Below are 16,652 nucleotides of genomic sequence, written 5' to 3' on the forward strand. Positions count from 1 at the left end.
TCGGCGCTATAGCCTCGGTGGGTTTCATCGGGGCTTTTCGCTTTTTTGGGGTGGATAAACTTTTAAGCCCCAATTTTCATATCCTTGCCCGACGTTTTTTCGACCTCCAGAGCAATAAAACTTCTCCTTCAAGATTTCAAAAGCAGTGTTTGGTTGATCGGGGCGCAGAATGTTAAGGCCAATCGGCCTAGCGACGAGGTCAGCCAGTTGCAGGCCAGGGGAATCCACCTTTTTATCCGCAAAAATAATCTCAAAAGGGAAGTTGATTCCAACGCGATTTGCGCCATCGGTCATCCTACGAAACTCGAGTTCTAATTCGTCGTCTTCCTTTTTACCTCGGCATTCAAAGACTACGTGGGTGAGTTGCTTGTGTTGGCTCTTCTCCTGCAGGAACTCATAGAGTGTCTCCAAACAAAAGCCTAGTGCCAAATGATAGGGGTTCTCGTTTTGGTCAGGCGAGCCTTTGAGTTTTGATTTGTCGATGACACAACTAGCCAGAATAAAGTTGTGGGTCTTGATTAGTTGACTCAGTTCGTCCAGGAATTTGGTTTTTTGCAGCTTGCTTTTGAAGGTGAATACGCCTTTTTCTTTTCTGATGTCGTGTTCATGTAGTACAACCAAGTCATGACCGAAGTGCTGGAACTTGAATTGGTGCAGTGCGGAAACAACGCGATTGGCGTAATGCCTTTTGTGAAATATGCAAAAGGCAAGGACGAAAATTGGATAGTTTGGATCCAAATTTTGCATGCCATGATCACCACTTTCGTCGACATAGACGATGTAGTCACTGAATAAGCTGGGTGTGGTTTGGTCGGTTTTGCTGCTCATTGTGGTCTCGCAGTGACTTTGAAAAGTCTGTGACGAACAAAATTCAGTCGCCTGCGGATGTGCCGCAAAGTGGGCCGAGACTCCAAAAACCACAAAAATAGCGAAATAGTGCCGAGACGTTAAATGGTGTTATCTCACAGTTTGTGTGTGAAAGCAACAGAGTATAAAAATTTAGAGGGTCTTGAAAGCAACTATTAACGTTGTTTCTGACGAAAATAAGTTAAATAAGATACATCTTTTCCCCTTGGCCTCCGAAGGTTCGATCCCCGCCAGCCGCGCCATTCTGTTTTTCCTTGTGAAGTTTCGCTGACGTCTCGCAACCAAATGTTGAATTGTTTGCCAATCACTTGATTCAACAGGCCCATATCGCTTAAACTTCGGGGGAAGTGGATTGGGGGTTCCCGGTCGGCGTTATTGCCTCGGTGCGTTTCACCGGGGCTTTTCGCTTTTTTGGGGCGGGTAAATTTTCAGACCCCAATTTTCATAGCCTTTCCCAACGTTTCGTCTTCCGCCCGAACAGTAAAACTTTTCTTTTAAAACATCAAAAGCGGTGTTGGGTTGATCTGGCCGCAGGACGTTGAGCCCTACTGGACGAGCCACTAAATCCGCCAGTTGAAGGCCAGGGGAGTCAACTTTCTTATCTGCGAAAACAATTTCAAACGGGAGATCAATTCCCAGACGATTTGTGCCGTCGCACATCCTTCGAAATTCGAGCTCCAGTTCATCGTCTTCTCTTTTGCCTCGGCATTCAAAAACGACATGGGTAAGTAGCTCGTTCTGATGTTTCTCTTGCAGGAATTCATATAGCGTTTCAAGGCAGAAACCTAGCGCCAAATGATAGGGATTTTCATTTTGATCGGGAAGACCCTTTAGCCTCGCTTTATTGATCACACAACTAACCAAGATGAAGTTATGCGTGTGAATGAGTTGACTCAACTCGGCTAAAAACATGGTTTTCTGCTGCCTGCTTTTGAAGCTGAAAGCTCCCTTTTCTTTTCGGATATCGTGTTCGTGAAGCACCACTAAATCGTGACCAAAATGTTTAAACTTGAATTGATGTAGTGCAGAAACGACTTGGTCTGAGTAGTGTCTTTTGTGAAAGATGCAAAAGGCGAGCACAAAAACCGGATAATTTGGATCGAGGTTTTGCATGCCGTGATCCCCGCTTTCATCGACGTACACTATGTAATCGCTGAACACTCTGTTTGAGTTTTCGTTTGTCTTCACACCAACATTTATCATAGCGGTTGCCCAAAAAGCCAAGTTCGTTAGATTTGAATCGTATCGAATGCGTATTTTATGCTGGACTTGGAAAGCTCGCCAGCCGCGCCACTACCTACATCTAGCGATTCAAATCCCCGCTTTTTGACACAGCTTCCGCCACGGGCTTGAATGGCAGGCTGTTCAATTCCCTGCTTCGCCCATGTTCAATTCCAGCTTCGGCAAATTGTCGCTAACCCAACCAGCTTTCTACATACCCCTGCCGCAACATTCACTGGTCGATGTGATTACTCACAGCTACGGTATATTGCCAGGGCAAGAGCCGGTTTTTTCAGTGCTGCTGGATTATTTGCTGGCACTGAACCCCACCGTGAAAAACCCGCGTATGGCATTGGGCAGCCAGGCCCCGCGCACGCTTGATTTTATTTCACACGACCCGCATGTGCTGCTGTGTATGAATCCCGAGGTGGTGAAGGCCCGGATTCGCCAAGTGGTGAATGGGGGCGGCGAGTTTGCCCTGATCGACACGGCACGCAACTTTGTACCCACCGACACAGCCGAGCGCGGTGTGTATGAGTTTTTGGCCCGGGCAAGCAACGACACTCAGCATGTCTCCGATTTTGCAGGCTTGGGCCTGGGCGTGCTGGGTTATTTAAGCGGCGTGCAAAATCGCGCTGTGATGGGCCGTTTGCAACAGCTGAATGCCGAGCGATTGGCTGGCCGGTTGAGCGTGCGCCAATACCAGTTGCGCCAGCAAGAGGTACTGAATAACTACCTTAAAAAGCTGGGCTGGATGGGCAGGCACATGCACGGCGGGCAGAACTCGTTCAACCTGCTTTACCAAAACAGGGCGGTGGGCGTGAACCCCTCGCCGGTGTTTGTAAAGCATGCGGAACGAATGGCCAAGTTGAGCAAATTTGCGAAAGGGGGTGGGTTGTTATTGACGACGTTTGGAGCGATGGGGGCGTGTGGAAAGATTGCTTCGGCCGGCAGTGTTCAGAAGAAAAATGAGGTTCTGTGGGTGGATGGAACTGGCATTGTTTTCGGTGCTCTTGGAGGCTTTTATGCTGGTTTGGCTGTAGGGGCGTTCGTCGTAAGTGGTCCCGTGGGCTGGGGTGTTGCACTGGTCGCTTCCGCAATGGGCGGCTACTTTGCACAAGAGGCTGGGAAAGCTGGAGGAAAGGCTTTCTATGACCAATTTGGTAATCAAATGGATCTCGTTAGTGCCTCGGGGGTGGGTCAATTATGCCAATAGTCGATGTAATTGTCTGGATCATGGGTTTCAGCATATTGATCATTCCAGTGTTACTCATTCTAAGTATGGTCCCTCTGACTTGGCTAACGCCGCGGTCTGTTATTGATCAATATGTGCGCCCACCTCATTTCAGCGAGTTTGAATCGGTTGCGTATCGATATTTTCCATCCAGCTGGATTCGGACTTTGTTGTTCTCAATAGCGATTTCAATACCTTGGTTTCGTAGGGTTCGAGGATTCGGTGACATGCACAAGCAAGTGCCATTCGGGTTCAACATTGCTTGCAGATTTTTCGTATATGGCGTGCTCGGTTATCTGCATTTATTTTGTATCACCATGGCGATACTTGCAATTGTCGCAAAGGTTGGTGGCAATGCTTAAGTGTAGGCGATGAAAATTACTTTCTCGCGCGCACTGTGGCACTTCTAGCTGCAGTGGTTGCACTGCTTTTGATGCTTTCGTTTCAATGGTTGGCTGGGTAGTCACTAGCGCAGTAGGAACTTTGCATAAAGTGACATTTGAGTAAGTTTGCGACAGGGGGCAGCTTTGCAGATGATTGACTTTCTACTTCATTTCTTTGCCCTTAGCCTCGTGATCATTCCTGTGATGTTGCCATTGAGTTTGACCTTGCTGACATGGCTCACTCCACAAAGTGTGATTGATCGCTATGTGTGCCCACCCCATTTCAGCGAGTTTGAGTCTGTTGCTTATCGTTATTTTCCAACCAGCTGGATTCGTACTTTACTTTTTTCAATGGCGATTTCAGTTCCAATTTTCAGGCGTGTCCGGAAGTTTGGCCCTATGCATAGGGAAGTGCCACGCGGTTTTAATATTGCTTGCCGTTTGTTTGTCTACGGGGTTGTGGGACACATGATTTTGTTTTGGTGTGCTGTTGGATTCTTGCTGACTTTTGGGAAGTCCTTCGAATAATTGGAGTTTGCCGGTACCCCTCAAATGCAGGGTGGTTTTTCGCTGCTTGTTGAGCAGAACGAGACCGGCTTTGGTTTTGGGTTTTACTGATTTTCCAAGGCGTATGTGAAATTGATCGAATGACTTGCCGTTGAATTGTTGATAATTTAGATTCTGAAACTGTTGTGAATATTTATCGCAGGCTTTTCTTGGTGCTTGCGGTGGTTGTGGTAGATCCTTTGAGCCAACGGGGCTGGTCTACAACTTGTCTTTCATCTTAAACGTGACGGTCCCCAACCATTCCCCATGGACGACTACACAGCTTTACTTCTCGGAGTTGTCTGCGCTGGCCTCGGTGGTGAATTGTTCGTTCGCGGCTCAGTTGGATTGGCCCACTGGGCGCGAGTTTCTCCAGGCATCATCGGCGTCACCGTTGCCGCGTTAGCTACATCAAGCCCGGAGCTGTCGGTTTCGATTAGTTCCGCTTTGGTGGGAAAGCCTCAAATTGCTTTGGGCGACGCGCTTGGAAGTAACGTGGTGAACGTGGCTCTCATTCTTGGGCTGGCACTGATCATTTCCGGAATTCAAAGCCCTCGAGACAGCGTAAAGCGGGACTTCCCCGTGGCTTTGCTGATCCCTGTTTTTACAGCTGTTTTGTTTCTTGATGGTGAGCTTTCCCGAGTCGATGGGTTCTTGATGATCAGCATGTTCATTGCCTGGATCGTGGCGGCCGTTGTCGAAGCAAGAAAGCAACGAAGCGCAGCAGAGGAAGTTCTTGGCGAACAACGTCGGTGGTTGGTTGTTGTTTCTTGCCTTGCCGGTTCTGTATTCTTGGTTGCAGCCGGGAATTTCATTGTTGCCGGGGCAAGGGGCATCGCGGTTGCTTTTGGTGTGGATGAGTTCATCATTGGTGCAACCATCGTGGCAATTGGCACGTCGGTGCCGGAACTTGCAACAACGGTTATGGCCAAGATTCGTGGTCATGATGAAGTTGGGTTGGGAACAATTCTGGGCAGCAATATCTTCAATGGCATTTTTATCGTCGCCGTTGCGGCCATGATTCATCCCATCATCGTTCCCTGGCACGAAGTGGCCATTGCCCTGGTGTTCGGCCTTGTGGCGGTGGCGTTCGGTTATCCTCCGCGCAACGGCTTCATTCAACGAAAGCGGGGTGTATTCTTGCTGGGTCTGTATGTTGCGTATCTTTTTACCATTCTTCAGCAGTAAGAAGCATGATATTAACTTGGCCTGGTTTGCCAATAAATCGCTGGGAGTAAAGTAAGTGGATGCAGTTAAACACATCACCACCTTCATCAACCGAACCCCGGGCGATGTATACGCCTTCGCCTCAAATCCCCAAAATCTTCCGGCGTGGGCTGCCGGCCTGGCCCGCTCTGAAGTCACCAAACAAGGAGATGCCTGGGTGGCCGAAGCGCCTTTCGGCAAGGTGAAGATCAGGTTTGTACCACTGAATAATTTCGGTGTTCTCGATCACGATGTGGAGCTTGATTCGGGCGTGGTGGTGCACAACCCAATGCGGGTGGTTCCCAATGGTGAGGGCAGCGAATTCACCTTAACATTGTTTCAGCAACCGGGTATGTCGCAACAGCAATTCGAGGAAGACGCGCGAGCCGTTGCAGCGGATCTTCACACATTAAAAATTCTTCTTGAATCTGAAAGCTGATGCAGCCCCGTGCTCCTGCTGTTCCAACGGCGCCCAACGCCATTCAGAAGGGCACACCGCTCAAGGTGTTGCTGAACCGGGAATCGATCGAATGCCTGGCGCGAAACATTCTTTACGTTCACAAGACTTTTCCGGTTGAAGCATTTTGCCAGCACGCGTTGGCTAACCTTGAACCGTTAGAGCTGATGCAGCGTGCACAGCACATTGCTAAATCATTACAGCAATTTTTACCTGCCAATTACACTCAAGCAGTGTCTATTCTTGTCGACTCATTCACCCCGGCTGGAACCGAGGTGGGCTCGCTGGGGTTGGCCGGGTTTTTCTATCTGCCGCACAGCTTTTTTATTGCTGATTACGGCTTGGACAAGAGATATAACAATGGAGAAGACCCGTTTGATGTGTCCATGCAAGCCTTGCGTGAGCTCACCATGCGCTTCACCGCCGAATTTGCCATTCGCCCCTTTCTCATTTACCAGCAAGAACGTACCCTGGCACAGGTTAACAAGTGGCTAAGCGACCCCAACCCGCATGTAAGGCGTTTGTGCAGTGAAGGCACACGCCCCAAGCTGCCTTGGGGAAAACGCATTCAGTCGTTTATTGCCAACCCAGAGCCTGCATTGCCCATACTGGAATTTTTGAAAAACGACGAATCGTTGTATGTGCGCCGCAGTGTGGCCAACCACCTTGGCGACATTGCAAAAGACCACCCCGAGATTGCGTTTTCAACTTGCGAGCGTTGGTTGCAAGAAGGTGCGTCGAAAGAATTGAAGTGGGTGGTTCGCCATGCGGTTCGTTACCATGCCAAAAAGGGCCATGCCAGGGCCTTGGAGATTCGAGTGAAGGCGAAGAGTTGAATCAGTGTATCGGCGTTATACGGCTGCTTTGTGACGAAGTAATATGATGTATTCCTTTAAGGACGATAGTGAAATCAAACAAGCTGGAACAACAACTCAATTTCCTGCGTGAAATAGACAAGCTAAAGAGGGTGCTTCGCCAGTCCCCCTTATTGGATCAAAGCCGCAAAGAAAATTCAGCGGAGCATTCATGGCACTTGGCCATGTATGCCCTCATTCTTTCAGAGCATGCGGCTGCCCATGTGAATGTGGCCCGTGTGATCAAGATGCTGATGATTCATGACATTGTGGAAATTGATGCGGGCGACACCCCCTTGCATGGTAAACAAGACGGCAACCAGTTTGAACGGGAACAGCTGGCGGCCAAACGCCTGTTTGGCTTGTTGCCGGATGCACAAGGCGATGAACTCAGCGCCCTGTGGCATGAGTTTGAAGAAGGTCAAAGCGATGATGCGCAATTTGCAAAAGCCCTGGATAGGTTTCAACCGCTGTTGATTAATGTGTTCACCGGTGGTGGTACATGGGTTGAGGGCAAGGTTCAGTATCAACAGGTATTGGAGCGGTATGGTCCTGCGATTCAACGTGGAGCCCCCGCTCTTTGGACGCTTGCGCAAGAATGGGTTGCGGGGCATTTTGACCAATCACCAACTCGTTAAATTTTATGTATATCGAAGGCACCATAAAAACCTGGAATGATGACCGTGGGTTTGGCTTTATTCAGTCTAATGAAGGTCAAGTCGAGGTGTTTGTTCATGCCACTGCATTCAATTCCCGGCACATTCGTCCCCATGTAAACCAACGTGTTTATTTCGACCTTGAACTAAGCCCTGAGGGAAAACCAAGAGCCAAGAATGTTCATTTCTCGCGCCCCGTTTCTGGAAACAAACGTGAACGCACAGATGCCCCCGCGCAGTGGCAGACCGGATCATTTTTAGCGATTCCCGCTTTTGTGTTTTTGTTTGGTGTGGTTAGCTTGCTCTGGAGGCCACCACTGTTGTTGGCTCTGATCTATGTGCTTGCCAGCACTTTGACTTATGTCACCTATGCCATGGACAAATCAGCAGCCAGGAAAGGGCGCTGGCGAACTTCTGAGAGCACCCTGCACTGGTTGTCTTTGCTGGGTGGTTGGCCTGGGGCGTTGATTGCTCAACACATGCTTAGGCACAAATCAAACAAGGCCCCGTTTCGATTTATTTTCTGGGTAACAGTGTTTTTGAACGTAGCCTTGTTTCTGGTACTGGCTTCCCCTGAAGGCCAAGCACATATTGGGCAATTGATACCCGATAAATAAATTTTCCGTACAACTGTCGATTTCACCATACCCCATTCGACTACTTAGGTAGGCACAACTTTCAAGGAGACTACGATGTCGAACAGCACAGGAACAGTGAAGTTGCACAGGGTACTGCGCGCCCCAGCAGAGCGGGTTTACAAGGCATTTACCGACAAAAGTGCGTTGGAGTACTGGAGCCCGCCTTATGGCTTCATTGGCACCATTCATGAAATCGATGTGCGCGAGGGTGGTGGCTACCGCATGTCGTTCAACAACTTTAGCTCTGGCGGTAGCCACACGTTTACAGTGAAATACCTGGAATTGGTACCCAATGAGCGCATTCGCCACACCGACCAGTTTGACGATCCAAACCTGCCCGGCGAAATGGTGGTGACCGTTGAGCTTAAATCAGTGGTTTGCGGCACGGAACTACGCATTGTTCAAGAAGGAATCCCCGCTGTTATTCCGGTCGAGATGTGTTACTTGGGCTGGCAGGAATCGCTTGAACAACTCGCCAAGCTGGTTGAGCCAGATATTCCAGATCATGGCTAATTAATCTGACTGATGAAGCGCTGGGTTTAACGTCTTAATTGGCGTCTTCAGGCAGGTGATGCCGTGGGGCGGACGATAATCTCACTGGTGTCCACATCATTGGGCTGATTAATAACGTGAGCGATCGCTGCAGCGATTGCTTCTGGTTTTAAGGCGATTTCCCGAAAGTTTTTCATGGCTGCAGCTGCAGCCTGGTCACTGATGCTATTGGCCAGTTCAGATTCAACCACACCCGGATAAACGCAAGTCACGCGAAGGCGATCATTTTCTTGTCGCAAGCCGTCTGAAATCGCCCTGACCGCATACTTTGTGGCGCAATACACAGCAGCTGTTGGAACAACATAAAGTCCACCAATCGAAGAAATATTGATGATCTGCCCACTCTTCTGTTCATTCATGATCGGCAGGACAGCCGCAATTCCGTGCAGCACGCTCAGTGTCGCCCAAGTGTCGGCCATGGTGGGCTACGAGAGTCCGTCACAATTCAGTCGAGAATTCAAACGATACTTCGGCCGCACACCTGTGCAGGAAAGTCAGTATAGCCAATCCATTTTGGCTTTGTCTTGAGTGGCGAAACTTCGCAAATATCCTAAGTAATGTGGCACACTTCAATTCATGAAACCTCTGCTGACTTTAGCTACTTCGTTTGCCCTGTCTTGCGTGGCTGTCAATTCAGCACTCGCAGCAGAATCCCCGCAACCTCTTCAAACCATTCAGTCGCTCGACGTGCCCCGTTACATGGGCACCTGGTTTGAAGTTGCCAAGTACCCCAATCGTTTTCAGAAGCAGTGTGTGGCCAATACCAGCGCGGCATATTCACTTCAAAAAGACGGCAAAGTGAAAGTGCTGAACCGCTGCCAGTTGGCCAGCCGCGACATGGAAGAGGTCGAAGGCCAGGTCAGGCAGACCGGTGGCTTGAAATCACCGAAGCTAGAGGTACGCTTTGCGCCAGCCTGGTTAAGTTGGCTGCCCATGGTGTGGGGTGATTACTGGGTGATTGATCTTGACCCCGAATACCAACTGGTTGCAGTCAGCGAACCCAAGCGAGAATTTTTGTGGGTGTTGTCGCGTACGCAGCAAGTAAACCCAGCCAAATACGAGGCGCTGCTGCAACGCCTGAAAGCCAAGGGCTTCGATTTGAACAAGCTTGAACTTTCACCACAAGTCAATTAAGCCATGCGCCGTTTGAACCCCAAGAAGTTGCTGCTGAGCAAGTGGACTGCCGTGAAACCAGTGAACAAAGAAAAACACTTTCTGGTTCGCTCAGTGGTGAAGCCTGAAAGCGATGAATTGCCTGTTGAGCAATTTGAATTGGAGGCGGTGCACTCCGGCCGAACGCAAATTATTCACTGGCGTGATTTGCAAGATGAAGGGCAGTGGATTCAAGGTTGGACGTAGTCGGGCGTATAGCGATGTTTTCTTTGCCCCTTGCTGCTGTACAATCTGCCTTGTTGGTGCTCTTGGAACAGTCCCTGTTCTGAAGTTAAACGGGAAGCTCTTTAGCGCTGCCCCCGCAACGGTACGCAGACAAGCGTCAAGCTTGGCTTTCATCAAAAACCATTGGGTGTTTTCAAACGCCTGAGAAGGTGGTGAGGGTAAGTCTGCCAGCCCGGATACCGGCCAACAACGGGGTGCGCCATTGGCGCACTATGTCCCATGCACTGTCGGGGAAGGCGGTGAGGGTACTCGTCAATCCATTTAACCATGAACTCAATTCGCTTGGGCAAGCTTTGGCTTGCCATGCCGGTGGCCATTGCTGCAGCCGGTCCTGTATTCGCACAAAAAAAACCAACTTTTGATTCCGTGGTGGTCACCGCCACCCGCACCGAACAGCCCATCACCGAGGTGTTGGCCGATGTCACGGTCATTGACCGGGAAACGCTTGATCGTGCCGGGCAAACCTCGCTGCGCGAAGTGCTGGCCCAACAGCCCGGCGTGCAAATGTCGGCCAACGGCAGTTACCGTTCCAACACCAATGTGTTTTTGCGCGGTGCGTCGGCCACTCAAACCATTTTGCTGGTGGATGGTGTGCGGGTGGGGTCTGCAACCAGCGGCGGTTTTTCACTGGAAACCATTCCGCTTGAATCGATTGAGCGCATCGAGATTTTGCGCGGTGCGGCCTCGGCGTTGTATGGCCCCGATGCGGTGGGCGGGGTTATTCAAATCATCACGCGGCAAGCGGGCACGCCCCGGCGGTCGGTTAGTGTGGGTGTGGGCACCGATGGTCAACGGTTGGGTGCGGCGCACTTCAGTGGCAAAACCGGCATGTTTGGCTACAGCCTTGGTTTTTCCCATGAACGGGGCACTGGCATTGATGCCAAAACACCCGCTGCATCGGGGTTGAATCCGGATGAAGACGCGTTTGAAACCAGCAGTCTGAATTTCAGTTTGGTGGCCGATGTGCACACCAATCACCAACTAAAATTTCAAACCTTGTACAGCGAGGCGAGTACGGTTTCGACGGCAACCCGTTTCCCAATCCGCTGGCTCTGAATTCACAAACCAGCGAAGCGATTGCAAAACCGGAACTGAACCAGTCCAGCTTGCAATGGGTTGCCAAATTCACGCCGCGCTGGAAGGCGACCGTATTGCTGGCGCAGTCCGATGACAAATCGGTGAGTGAATACCGCCGTTTGTCCGATGGCGCAGATGCAGGCCGTGCCCGGTTCGACACCAAGCGCGACCAATACAGCTGGCAAAACGATATTTCATTTGGTAGCGATGTGCTGACCTTGCTGGCCGAGCAGCGCACCGAGGAGGTGGACAGCACCACCGACTACGACGTAAAGGCACGCACCATCGATGGTTTCATGGCCGCGTATGCATTGAATCGCGCGCAGTGGGACGCGCTGGGCGTGCTGCGAAGCGACGACAATTCGCAGTTCGGGCGTTTCAACAACTATGCGGTTTCTGCGTGTTACAAACTGAATTCGCAATGGCGTTTGGTGGGCAGTGCGGGCAGCAGTTTTCAGGCCCCCACGTTTAACCAGTTGTACTTTCCAGGTTTTGGCAACCCGGAATTGCAACCCCAGCGCAGCCGCTCCAAAGAACTGGGTGTGAAGTATGCAACCCCGGCCATGGCTGCCAGTGCGGTGGTGTACGAAAACAGGGTGCAGGGTTTCATTACACCGTCTACGGCAGTGCAGTCAGCGCGCGCAACTTTGCGTGGTGCCACCTTCGCAGTAGATCGCCAGTTTGAAACAATATTGGTGAAAGCTTCCTACGATTACACCGACCCCAAAACCGAACCCGACAACAAACGCATTGTGCGCATTGCCCGCCATGTATTCAATTTAAACTTGAGTCGTGAAACTGGCCCCTGGCAGTACTATGGTGAGTTGAAACTGGCCAGCGACCGTGAAGACAGGGCGATTCCTTTCAGCGACCCCAATATTGAACTGGGCGGTTATGGTTTGCTGAACGCCGGGGCAAGCCGCAAGGTGAATCAGGAATTGTCCGTGTCGGCCCGCTTGAATAACATCACCGACAAAACCTATTCACTGGCCAATGGCTTTACCACACCGGGCAGAAACCTGTTTGTGTCGGCCAACTGGTCTTTTTAAGGGGTGAAACCTGATTGATGCACATGCTTGCTCGTTCTGAGTTGATACTGGGTGGTCAGCGCAGTGGCAAATCGCGCCGCGCTGAAAACCTGGCCATTCAATGGCTTGCAGCCAGCCCGCAGCGGCACGCTGTGCTGGTGGCCACGGCCCATGTTGGCGACGATGAAATGCAGCAACGCATTGTGCAGCACCAGTTAGACCGGGCGCAGCGCGTGCCCCGACTGGTTGCTGTTGAAGAAAGCCTGTACCTGCCTGCCGCCTTGAAATTGCACAGCACCAGCAATACGCTTTTGGTCGTGGATTGCCTGACCCTGTGGCTGGTGAATTGGCTCATGCCACCACCCGGTGTGCCCGCACCAGCACAAGGTTTTCAGCACACGGTGGAGCAACTAGTTCACACGCTGCACAGCCTGCCTGGGCCTGTGGTGCTGGTTAGCAATGAAATTGGTTTGGGTGTTGTGCCCATGGGCAAAGAAGTGCGCCACTATGTTGACGAACTGGGGCGCTTGAACCAGGCCATGGCCGACGCCTGCGAACGGGTCACTTTGATGGTGGCCGGGCAGGCAGTGCCTGTCAAAGGAACTTCACAATGAAGCTGCTTTGCCTGCGCAATGTGTTGGCCATGTTGTTGGCGTGTTGTACATGGGCTGCGCATGCTGCCCCACAACGCATCGTCAGCCTGTTGCCCTCGCTCACAGAAAGTGTGTGTGCGCTTGGCGAGTGCAGCCGTTTGGTGGGTGTGGACCGTTATTCCAACTGGCCTGCTTCTGTGCAACAGCTGCCACGCGTGGGCGGTGGCATTGATCCCAATATTGAAGCCATTGTGGCCTTGAAACCAGACTTGGTGTTAATGGCAGAATCGTCACGTGCAGCAGAACGTTTGCAGGCACTGGGCCTGAAAGTACTGATGCTGGAACCCAAAACCCACGAACAGGTGCAGGTGGTCATTGCAAAGGTTGCTCAGGCCTTGGGCCTTGCGCCGACAAAAGCCGAGCAGGTGTGGCGCAACGTGGACGCGGGTGTGTCAGCAGCAGCCAGTTCCCTGCCGCAACATGCGCGCGGCATTCGTGTGTACTTTGAAGTGAACCGCGCACCTTATGCTGCCGGTGAATCTTCTTTTATTGGTCAAACGCTTAAGCGCCTGGGTGCAGGCAACGTGGTGCCCGCTGAGCTGGGCCCATTTCCAAAACTGAACCCGGAGTTTGTGGTGCGTGCCAACCCTGACCTGATCATGGTTGGGCAACGCAATGCGCAAGGCATGACCGAACGCCCCGGTTGGCAGCGCCTGCGGGCTGTGCGCGAACAACGCATTTGCATCTTCAACAGCGACGATGAAGACGCCATTGTGCGCCCCGGCCCCCGCATGGCCGAAGGTGCTCGCCTGCTGGCGCAGTGCATTCTGAAACACAGTGCAGGTGCACCATGAATACACGTGCAAGCCTGTGGTGGGGTGTTTTTTTGCTGGCCTTAAGCCTGTTGTTGTGTGCCCTTGGTTTGGGGGTTGGCAGCACGGGCCTTGAATCGGTGTGGCACATGTGGGCCGACCCCGTGGCCAGTCAAATTGTGCTGGACATTCGCGCACCCCGCACACTGGGTGCCTGGGCTGCGGGTGCGCTGCTTGGGCTGGCCGGTGCCGTGGCGCAGGGCTTGTTTCGCAACCCCTTGGCCGATCCGTTTTTGTTGGGCAGTGCGTCGGGTGCCTCCCTGGCGGTGGCGGTGTCGCTGGCCGCACTGGGTGTGTCGCCCTTTGCCGAGGCCTGGGTGGTGCGGCTGGGCTTGACCGGTGCTGCGTTTCTGGGCGCGGTGGGCGCTGTGCTGCTAACACTGACCCTGGCCAAAGGCGTGCAGCACACATTGCGTTTGCTGTTGGCTGGTGTGGTGGTGGGCATGGTGTTGGGCGCGCTGACATCGCTGATCACCATTGCGGTTCCGCAAACCTTGCAGGCCATGCAAGCATTCATTCTCGGTTCTACCGGTTTTGTGGGTTGGCAGTCGCTGGGCATCATGCTGCTTGTCGGCGTGTTGTGTCTGGGTGTGGCCTGGGCGTTTTCCCGAACGCTTGATGCGCTCACGCTGGGCGAGCACACGGCCCAAAGCCTGGGCATGCCGCTGCGCCCGGCACGCATGGCGCTGATTGCCGTGGTGGCTTTGGCCACTGGCACAGCAGTGGCCCACACCGGCCTGATTGCGTTTGTGGGTTTGGCGGCACCGCACTTGGTGCGCGCTGCCGTGCGAACAACTTATGCGCAGTTGGTGGTGTTGGCCAGCCTGATGGGTGGTGTGCTGCTGCTGGCCGCCGATATTCTGGCCCGTGGCTTGATTGCGCCCCAGGAAATTCCTGTGGGCGTACTGACCGCCACACTGGGTGGTGGCTATTTGCTGTGGTTGATGCACAGAAGGGCGGGGTGACGGGAACATGAATAAACCTGTTGCATTTGAAGTGAATGATTTGTGTGTGTCGCTGGGGGCAGCCCGCCATGCGCGCCCTGTGTTGCAGCAACTGAATGCACGCATTGAAGCGGGTCGATGGACCTGCGTTGTGGGCCCCAATGGTGCGGGCAAATCAACTTTTTTGCGTGCGCTTGCAGGGCTTGTGCCCGTGCAACAAGGCCACGTGAAAGTCAACGGCAAAGCCCTGCACGAATACGCGCACCGCGAACGCGCCAAAACAGTGGCGTGGCTTGCGCAAGGCGGGGCCGATCAGGCTGCCGATGATTTAAGCACTTACGACATCGTGATGCTGGGCCGCTTTCCCCACTTGCCCTGGTTAAGCCCGCCCGGCCCGGCCGACCACGCTGCCGTGCAGCAGGCCATGGAACAAACCCGCGTTTGGGAATGGCGAAACCGCCTGCTGGGCAGCCTTTCCGGTGGTGAACGCCAGCGTGTATTGCTGGCCCGGCTACTGGCTGTTCAAGCCGACATGGTGTTGATGGACGAACCCTTGGCCAACCTGGACCCACCACACCAGGCCGACTGGATTGCACTGGTGCGTGGCCTGGTGGCAGAGGGCCGCACCGTGGTCACTGTGTTGCATGAAATTTCCCTGGCTTTGCTGGCCGAGGACCTGCTGGTGATGCAAGCAGGCCAGCTGCAATATGCAGGCCCCAGCCACGATGCGGCCGCACACCACGCCTTGCAAACCGTATTTGACCATCGACTTTCCATTCACCAGGTGAACAACCGTTGGCTTGTGTTGCCAACCTGACCGCGAGAGAAAACCCATGCAAATTGAAACGCCCCCCACTGAAAAACGCTACGACCGCCCCGAAGGCGAACGGCGTGGTTTGATCATCGTGAACACCGGCGATGGCAAAGGCAAAAGCACCGCCGCATTTGGTTTGGCCATGCGTGCTTTTGGCCGCACCCATGTGCACGGCAAGCTGGTAAAAATTTACCAGTTCATGAAGGTGCCCAGTGCGCGTTTTGGTGAGCACAGATCGCTTGAGCAACTGGGCTTGTCCATTGAAGGGCTGGGCGATGGCTTTAGCTGGAAAAGCAAAGACATTGAACATTCTGCGCAATTGGCCCTGGATGGCTGGGCCAAAGCCCGCGACACCATTCTGGGCGGCGAACATTTCATGGTGGTGCTGGATGAATTGACCTACGGTTTGATTTACGGCTGGATACCCTTGGACGATGTGCTGCAAACCTTGCGCAACAGGCCAAAGGATGTGCATGTGGTGATCACCGGGCGGCGCTGCCCGCAAGAGGTGATCGACCTGGCCGACACGGTGACCGAAATGACCATGATCAAACATGCATTCAAGGCAGGGATTCCTGCCCAACGCGGCATTGAAGATTAAACCCGCCTTGGTTGCAGCCACGCCTTTTTCCCCAGGTGAATCGGCGGCAGTGTACCGCGCCATTCGCGAGCGGCGCGACATGCGCCACTTTTGTGGCGGGCAGGTGCCTACCGATGTGTTGCAACGTTTGCTGTCTGCGGCACACCATGCACCCAGCGTGGGTTACATGCAGCCCTGGCGTTTCATGCGCATTCAGAACCACGACACCCGTGTGCGCCTGCACGCCTTGGTCGAGGCTGAACGCATTCAAACTGCACGTGCCCTTGGGCAACGCGAAAGCGAATTCATGCAGCTGAAAGTGCAGGGCATTCTGGATGCAGCCGAGGTGCTGGTGGTTGCGCTGGCCGATGGCCGCGAGCGCCATGTTTTTGGCAGGCGCACCATGCCTGAAATGGATTTGGCGTCGGCCGCATGTGCGATCCAAAACCTGTGGCTGGCCGCCCGGGTTGAAGGACTGGGCATGGGTTGGGTGTCGCTGTTTGAACCTGCTGAACTGGCCGCATTGCTGGGCCTGCCAGAAGGAGCCAGCCCGATTGCCGTGCTGTGCCTGGGGCCGGTCGAGGGCTATTACGCAGAACCCATGCTGGCGCAACAGCAATGGGCCCAATGCGAGGCCTTGTCGGGTTTGGTGTTTGACGACACTTGGGGCAAAGCCAGTGCTGTATTTGCGAACCAACCCGGCTCACTTCCTGTTAACGAGGACCACTAGCC

General features: G+C 53.0%; 21 protein-coding genes, 1 pseudogene and 1 riboswitch. Of the genes and pseudogenes, 19 read left to right on the forward strand and 3 right to left on the reverse strand.

Annotated elements, in window-relative coordinates:
• Positions 1-24: 24 nt before the first annotated feature.
• Both P0D43_RS03635 and P0D43_RS03640 read right to left on the reverse strand, forming a co-directional pair.
• On the reverse strand, positions 25-828 hold the full coding sequence (locus P0D43_RS03635; protein ID WP_394673256.1) for a DUF3800 domain-containing protein: 804 nt from the start codon (positions 826-828) through the stop codon (positions 25-27).
• A 429-nt stretch (positions 829-1,257) separates the two neighbouring features.
• Complete coding sequence (locus P0D43_RS03640) at positions 1,258-2,055, reverse strand: DUF3800 domain-containing protein (protein ID WP_341236976.1); 798 nt, start codon at positions 2,053-2,055, stop codon at positions 1,258-1,260.
• Positions 2,056-2,251: 196 nt separating this feature from the next.
• On the opposite strand from P0D43_RS03640, the gene P0D43_RS03645 reads away from it, so the two are divergent.
• The 8 genes from P0D43_RS03645 to P0D43_RS03680 all read left to right on the forward strand — a co-directional run bounded on the left by P0D43_RS03645 (position 2,252) and on the right by P0D43_RS03680 (position 8,575).
• Positions 2,252-3,304: a hypothetical protein gene (locus tag P0D43_RS03645; protein WP_394673257.1), complete on the forward strand. Its 1,053-nt coding sequence runs from the start codon at positions 2,252-2,254 to the stop codon at positions 3,302-3,304.
• Positions 3,305-3,849: 545 nt separating this feature from the next.
• A complete protein-coding gene (locus P0D43_RS03650) occupies positions 3,850-4,233 on the forward strand; it encodes a hypothetical protein (protein ID WP_394673258.1) in 384 nt (127 codons plus the stop codon).
• A gap of 285 nt (positions 4,234-4,518) precedes the next feature.
• Positions 4,519-5,439, forward strand: a complete 921-nt coding sequence (locus P0D43_RS03655; RefSeq protein ID WP_394673259.1) for a calcium/sodium antiporter — start codon at positions 4,519-4,521, stop codon at positions 5,437-5,439.
• A 55-nt stretch (positions 5,440-5,494) separates the two neighbouring features.
• On the forward strand, positions 5,495-5,896 hold the full coding sequence (locus tag P0D43_RS03660; protein WP_394673260.1) for an SRPBCC family protein: 402 nt from the start codon (positions 5,495-5,497) through the stop codon (positions 5,894-5,896).
• Positions 5,896-6,750: a DNA alkylation repair protein gene (locus P0D43_RS03665; protein WP_394673261.1), complete on the forward strand. Its 855-nt coding sequence runs from the start codon at positions 5,896-5,898 to the stop codon at positions 6,748-6,750. Before P0D43_RS03660 ends, P0D43_RS03665 begins: the two co-directional genes overlap by 1 nt.
• A gap of 68 nt (positions 6,751-6,818) precedes the next feature.
• The gene (locus P0D43_RS03670) at positions 6,819-7,406 is read left to right on the forward strand and encodes an HD family hydrolase (RefSeq protein ID WP_394673262.1); all 588 of its coding nucleotides are present in this window, start codon (positions 6,819-6,821) and stop codon (positions 7,404-7,406) included.
• 5 nt (positions 7,407-7,411) lie between these two features.
• Entirely contained in the window at positions 7,412-8,041 is a 630-nt protein-coding gene (locus tag P0D43_RS03675; protein ID WP_159567898.1) for a cold shock and DUF1294 domain-containing protein, read from the forward strand.
• Positions 8,042-8,116: 75 nt separating this feature from the next.
• Positions 8,117-8,575, forward strand: coding sequence for an SRPBCC family protein (locus P0D43_RS03680; protein WP_159567899.1), 459 nt, complete (start codon positions 8,117-8,119; stop codon positions 8,573-8,575).
• 47 nt (positions 8,576-8,622) lie between these two features.
• Here the strand turns inward: P0D43_RS03680 and P0D43_RS03685 are convergent.
• Positions 8,623-9,006 (reverse strand): annotated as a pseudogene (locus tag P0D43_RS03685) (SDR family oxidoreductase); the annotation flags it as partial.
• Positions 9,007-9,031: 25 nt separating this feature from the next.
• Between P0D43_RS03685 and P0D43_RS03690 the strand changes: the two are divergent.
• The 11 genes from P0D43_RS03690 to bluB all read left to right on the forward strand — a co-directional run bounded on the left by P0D43_RS03690 (position 9,032) and on the right by bluB (position 16,650).
• Positions 9,032-9,142, forward strand: a complete 111-nt coding sequence (locus tag P0D43_RS03690; protein ID WP_394673263.1) for an AraC family transcriptional regulator — start codon at positions 9,032-9,034, stop codon at positions 9,140-9,142.
• A gap of 48 nt (positions 9,143-9,190) precedes the next feature.
• Positions 9,191-9,748, forward strand: coding sequence for a lipocalin family protein (locus P0D43_RS03695; RefSeq protein WP_394673264.1), 558 nt, complete (start codon positions 9,191-9,193; stop codon positions 9,746-9,748).
• A 3-nt stretch (positions 9,749-9,751) separates the two neighbouring features.
• Positions 9,752-9,973, forward strand: a complete 222-nt coding sequence (locus P0D43_RS03700; RefSeq protein ID WP_341236930.1) for a TIGR02450 family Trp-rich protein — start codon at positions 9,752-9,754, stop codon at positions 9,971-9,973.
• Positions 9,974-10,010: 37 nt separating this feature from the next.
• Positions 10,011-10,215: riboswitch (cobalamin riboswitch) on the forward strand.
• Positions 10,216-10,279: 64 nt separating this feature from the next.
• Positions 10,280-11,068, forward strand: a complete 789-nt coding sequence (locus P0D43_RS03705) for a TonB-dependent receptor (RefSeq protein ID WP_394673265.1) — start codon at positions 10,280-10,282, stop codon at positions 11,066-11,068.
• 35 nt (positions 11,069-11,103) lie between these two features.
• Positions 11,104-12,138, forward strand: coding sequence for a TonB-dependent receptor domain-containing protein (locus tag P0D43_RS03710; RefSeq protein ID WP_394673699.1), 1,035 nt, complete (start codon positions 11,104-11,106; stop codon positions 12,136-12,138).
• Positions 12,139-12,155: 17 nt separating this feature from the next.
• Positions 12,156-12,731: a bifunctional adenosylcobinamide kinase/adenosylcobinamide-phosphate guanylyltransferase gene (locus P0D43_RS03715; protein ID WP_394673266.1), complete on the forward strand. Its 576-nt coding sequence runs from the start codon at positions 12,156-12,158 to the stop codon at positions 12,729-12,731.
• A gap of 29 nt (positions 12,732-12,760) precedes the next feature.
• Positions 12,761-13,564 carry an ABC transporter substrate-binding protein gene (locus P0D43_RS03720; protein ID WP_236550830.1) on the forward strand — a complete coding sequence of 268 codons (804 nt, stop codon included), beginning with the start codon at positions 12,761-12,763 and terminating at the stop codon, positions 13,562-13,564.
• Positions 13,561-14,547 carry a FecCD family ABC transporter permease gene (locus P0D43_RS03725; RefSeq protein WP_394673267.1) on the forward strand — a complete coding sequence of 329 codons (987 nt, stop codon included), beginning with the start codon at positions 13,561-13,563 and terminating at the stop codon, positions 14,545-14,547. The genes P0D43_RS03720 and P0D43_RS03725 overlap by 4 nt, the downstream gene beginning before the upstream one ends.
• 7 nt (positions 14,548-14,554) lie before the next feature.
• On the forward strand, positions 14,555-15,343 hold the full coding sequence (locus P0D43_RS03730; RefSeq protein ID WP_394673268.1) for an ABC transporter ATP-binding protein: 789 nt from the start codon (positions 14,555-14,557) through the stop codon (positions 15,341-15,343).
• A 16-nt stretch (positions 15,344-15,359) separates the two neighbouring features.
• Positions 15,360-15,941 carry a cob(I)yrinic acid a,c-diamide adenosyltransferase gene (gene cobO, locus P0D43_RS03735; protein WP_159567908.1) on the forward strand — a complete coding sequence of 194 codons (582 nt, stop codon included), beginning with the start codon at positions 15,360-15,362 and terminating at the stop codon, positions 15,939-15,941.
• Positions 15,895-16,650: a 5,6-dimethylbenzimidazole synthase gene (bluB, locus tag P0D43_RS03740; protein ID WP_394673269.1), complete on the forward strand. Its 756-nt coding sequence runs from the start codon at positions 15,895-15,897 to the stop codon at positions 16,648-16,650. The genes cobO and bluB overlap by 47 nt, the downstream gene beginning before the upstream one ends.
• Positions 16,651-16,652: the final 2 nt, after the last annotated feature.

The organism is Limnobacter sp. (assembly GCF_043511195.1).
Classification (GTDB): domain Bacteria; phylum Pseudomonadota; class Gammaproteobacteria; order Burkholderiales; family Burkholderiaceae_B; genus Limnobacter.

Coding starts and splice junctions, on each gene's coding strand:
- P0D43_RS03635 (WP_394673256.1), bottom strand. CDS start 828: ATGAGCAGCAAAACCGACCAAACCACACCCAGCTTATTCAGTGACTAC.
- P0D43_RS03645 (WP_394673257.1), top strand. CDS start 2,252: ATGTTCAATTCCAGCTTCGGCAAATTGTCGCTAACCCAACCAGCTTTC.
- P0D43_RS03655 (WP_394673259.1), top strand. CDS start 4,519: ATGGACGACTACACAGCTTTACTTCTCGGAGTTGTCTGCGCTGGCCTC.
- P0D43_RS03665 (WP_394673261.1), top strand. CDS start 5,896: ATGCAGCCCCGTGCTCCTGCTGTTCCAACGGCGCCCAACGCCATTCAG.
- P0D43_RS03675 (WP_159567898.1), top strand. CDS start 7,412: ATGTATATCGAAGGCACCATAAAAACCTGGAATGATGACCGTGGGTTT.
- P0D43_RS03680 (WP_159567899.1), top strand. CDS start 8,117: ATGTCGAACAGCACAGGAACAGTGAAGTTGCACAGGGTACTGCGCGCC.
- P0D43_RS03690 (WP_394673263.1), top strand. CDS start 9,032: ATGGTGGGCTACGAGAGTCCGTCACAATTCAGTCGAGAATTCAAACGA.
- P0D43_RS03695 (WP_394673264.1), top strand. CDS start 9,191: ATGAAACCTCTGCTGACTTTAGCTACTTCGTTTGCCCTGTCTTGCGTG.
- P0D43_RS03700 (WP_341236930.1), top strand. CDS start 9,752: ATGCGCCGTTTGAACCCCAAGAAGTTGCTGCTGAGCAAGTGGACTGCC.
- P0D43_RS03705 (WP_394673265.1), top strand. CDS start 10,280: ATGAACTCAATTCGCTTGGGCAAGCTTTGGCTTGCCATGCCGGTGGCC.
- P0D43_RS03715 (WP_394673266.1), top strand. CDS start 12,156: ATGCACATGCTTGCTCGTTCTGAGTTGATACTGGGTGGTCAGCGCAGT.
- P0D43_RS03720 (WP_236550830.1), top strand. CDS start 12,761: ATGTTGTTGGCGTGTTGTACATGGGCTGCGCATGCTGCCCCACAACGC.
- P0D43_RS03725 (WP_394673267.1), top strand. CDS start 13,561: ATGAATACACGTGCAAGCCTGTGGTGGGGTGTTTTTTTGCTGGCCTTA.
- P0D43_RS03730 (WP_394673268.1), top strand. CDS start 14,555: ATGAATAAACCTGTTGCATTTGAAGTGAATGATTTGTGTGTGTCGCTG.
- cobO (WP_159567908.1), top strand. CDS start 15,360: ATGCAAATTGAAACGCCCCCCACTGAAAAACGCTACGACCGCCCCGAA.
- bluB (WP_394673269.1), top strand. CDS start 15,895: ATGCATTCAAGGCAGGGATTCCTGCCCAACGCGGCATTGAAGATTAAA.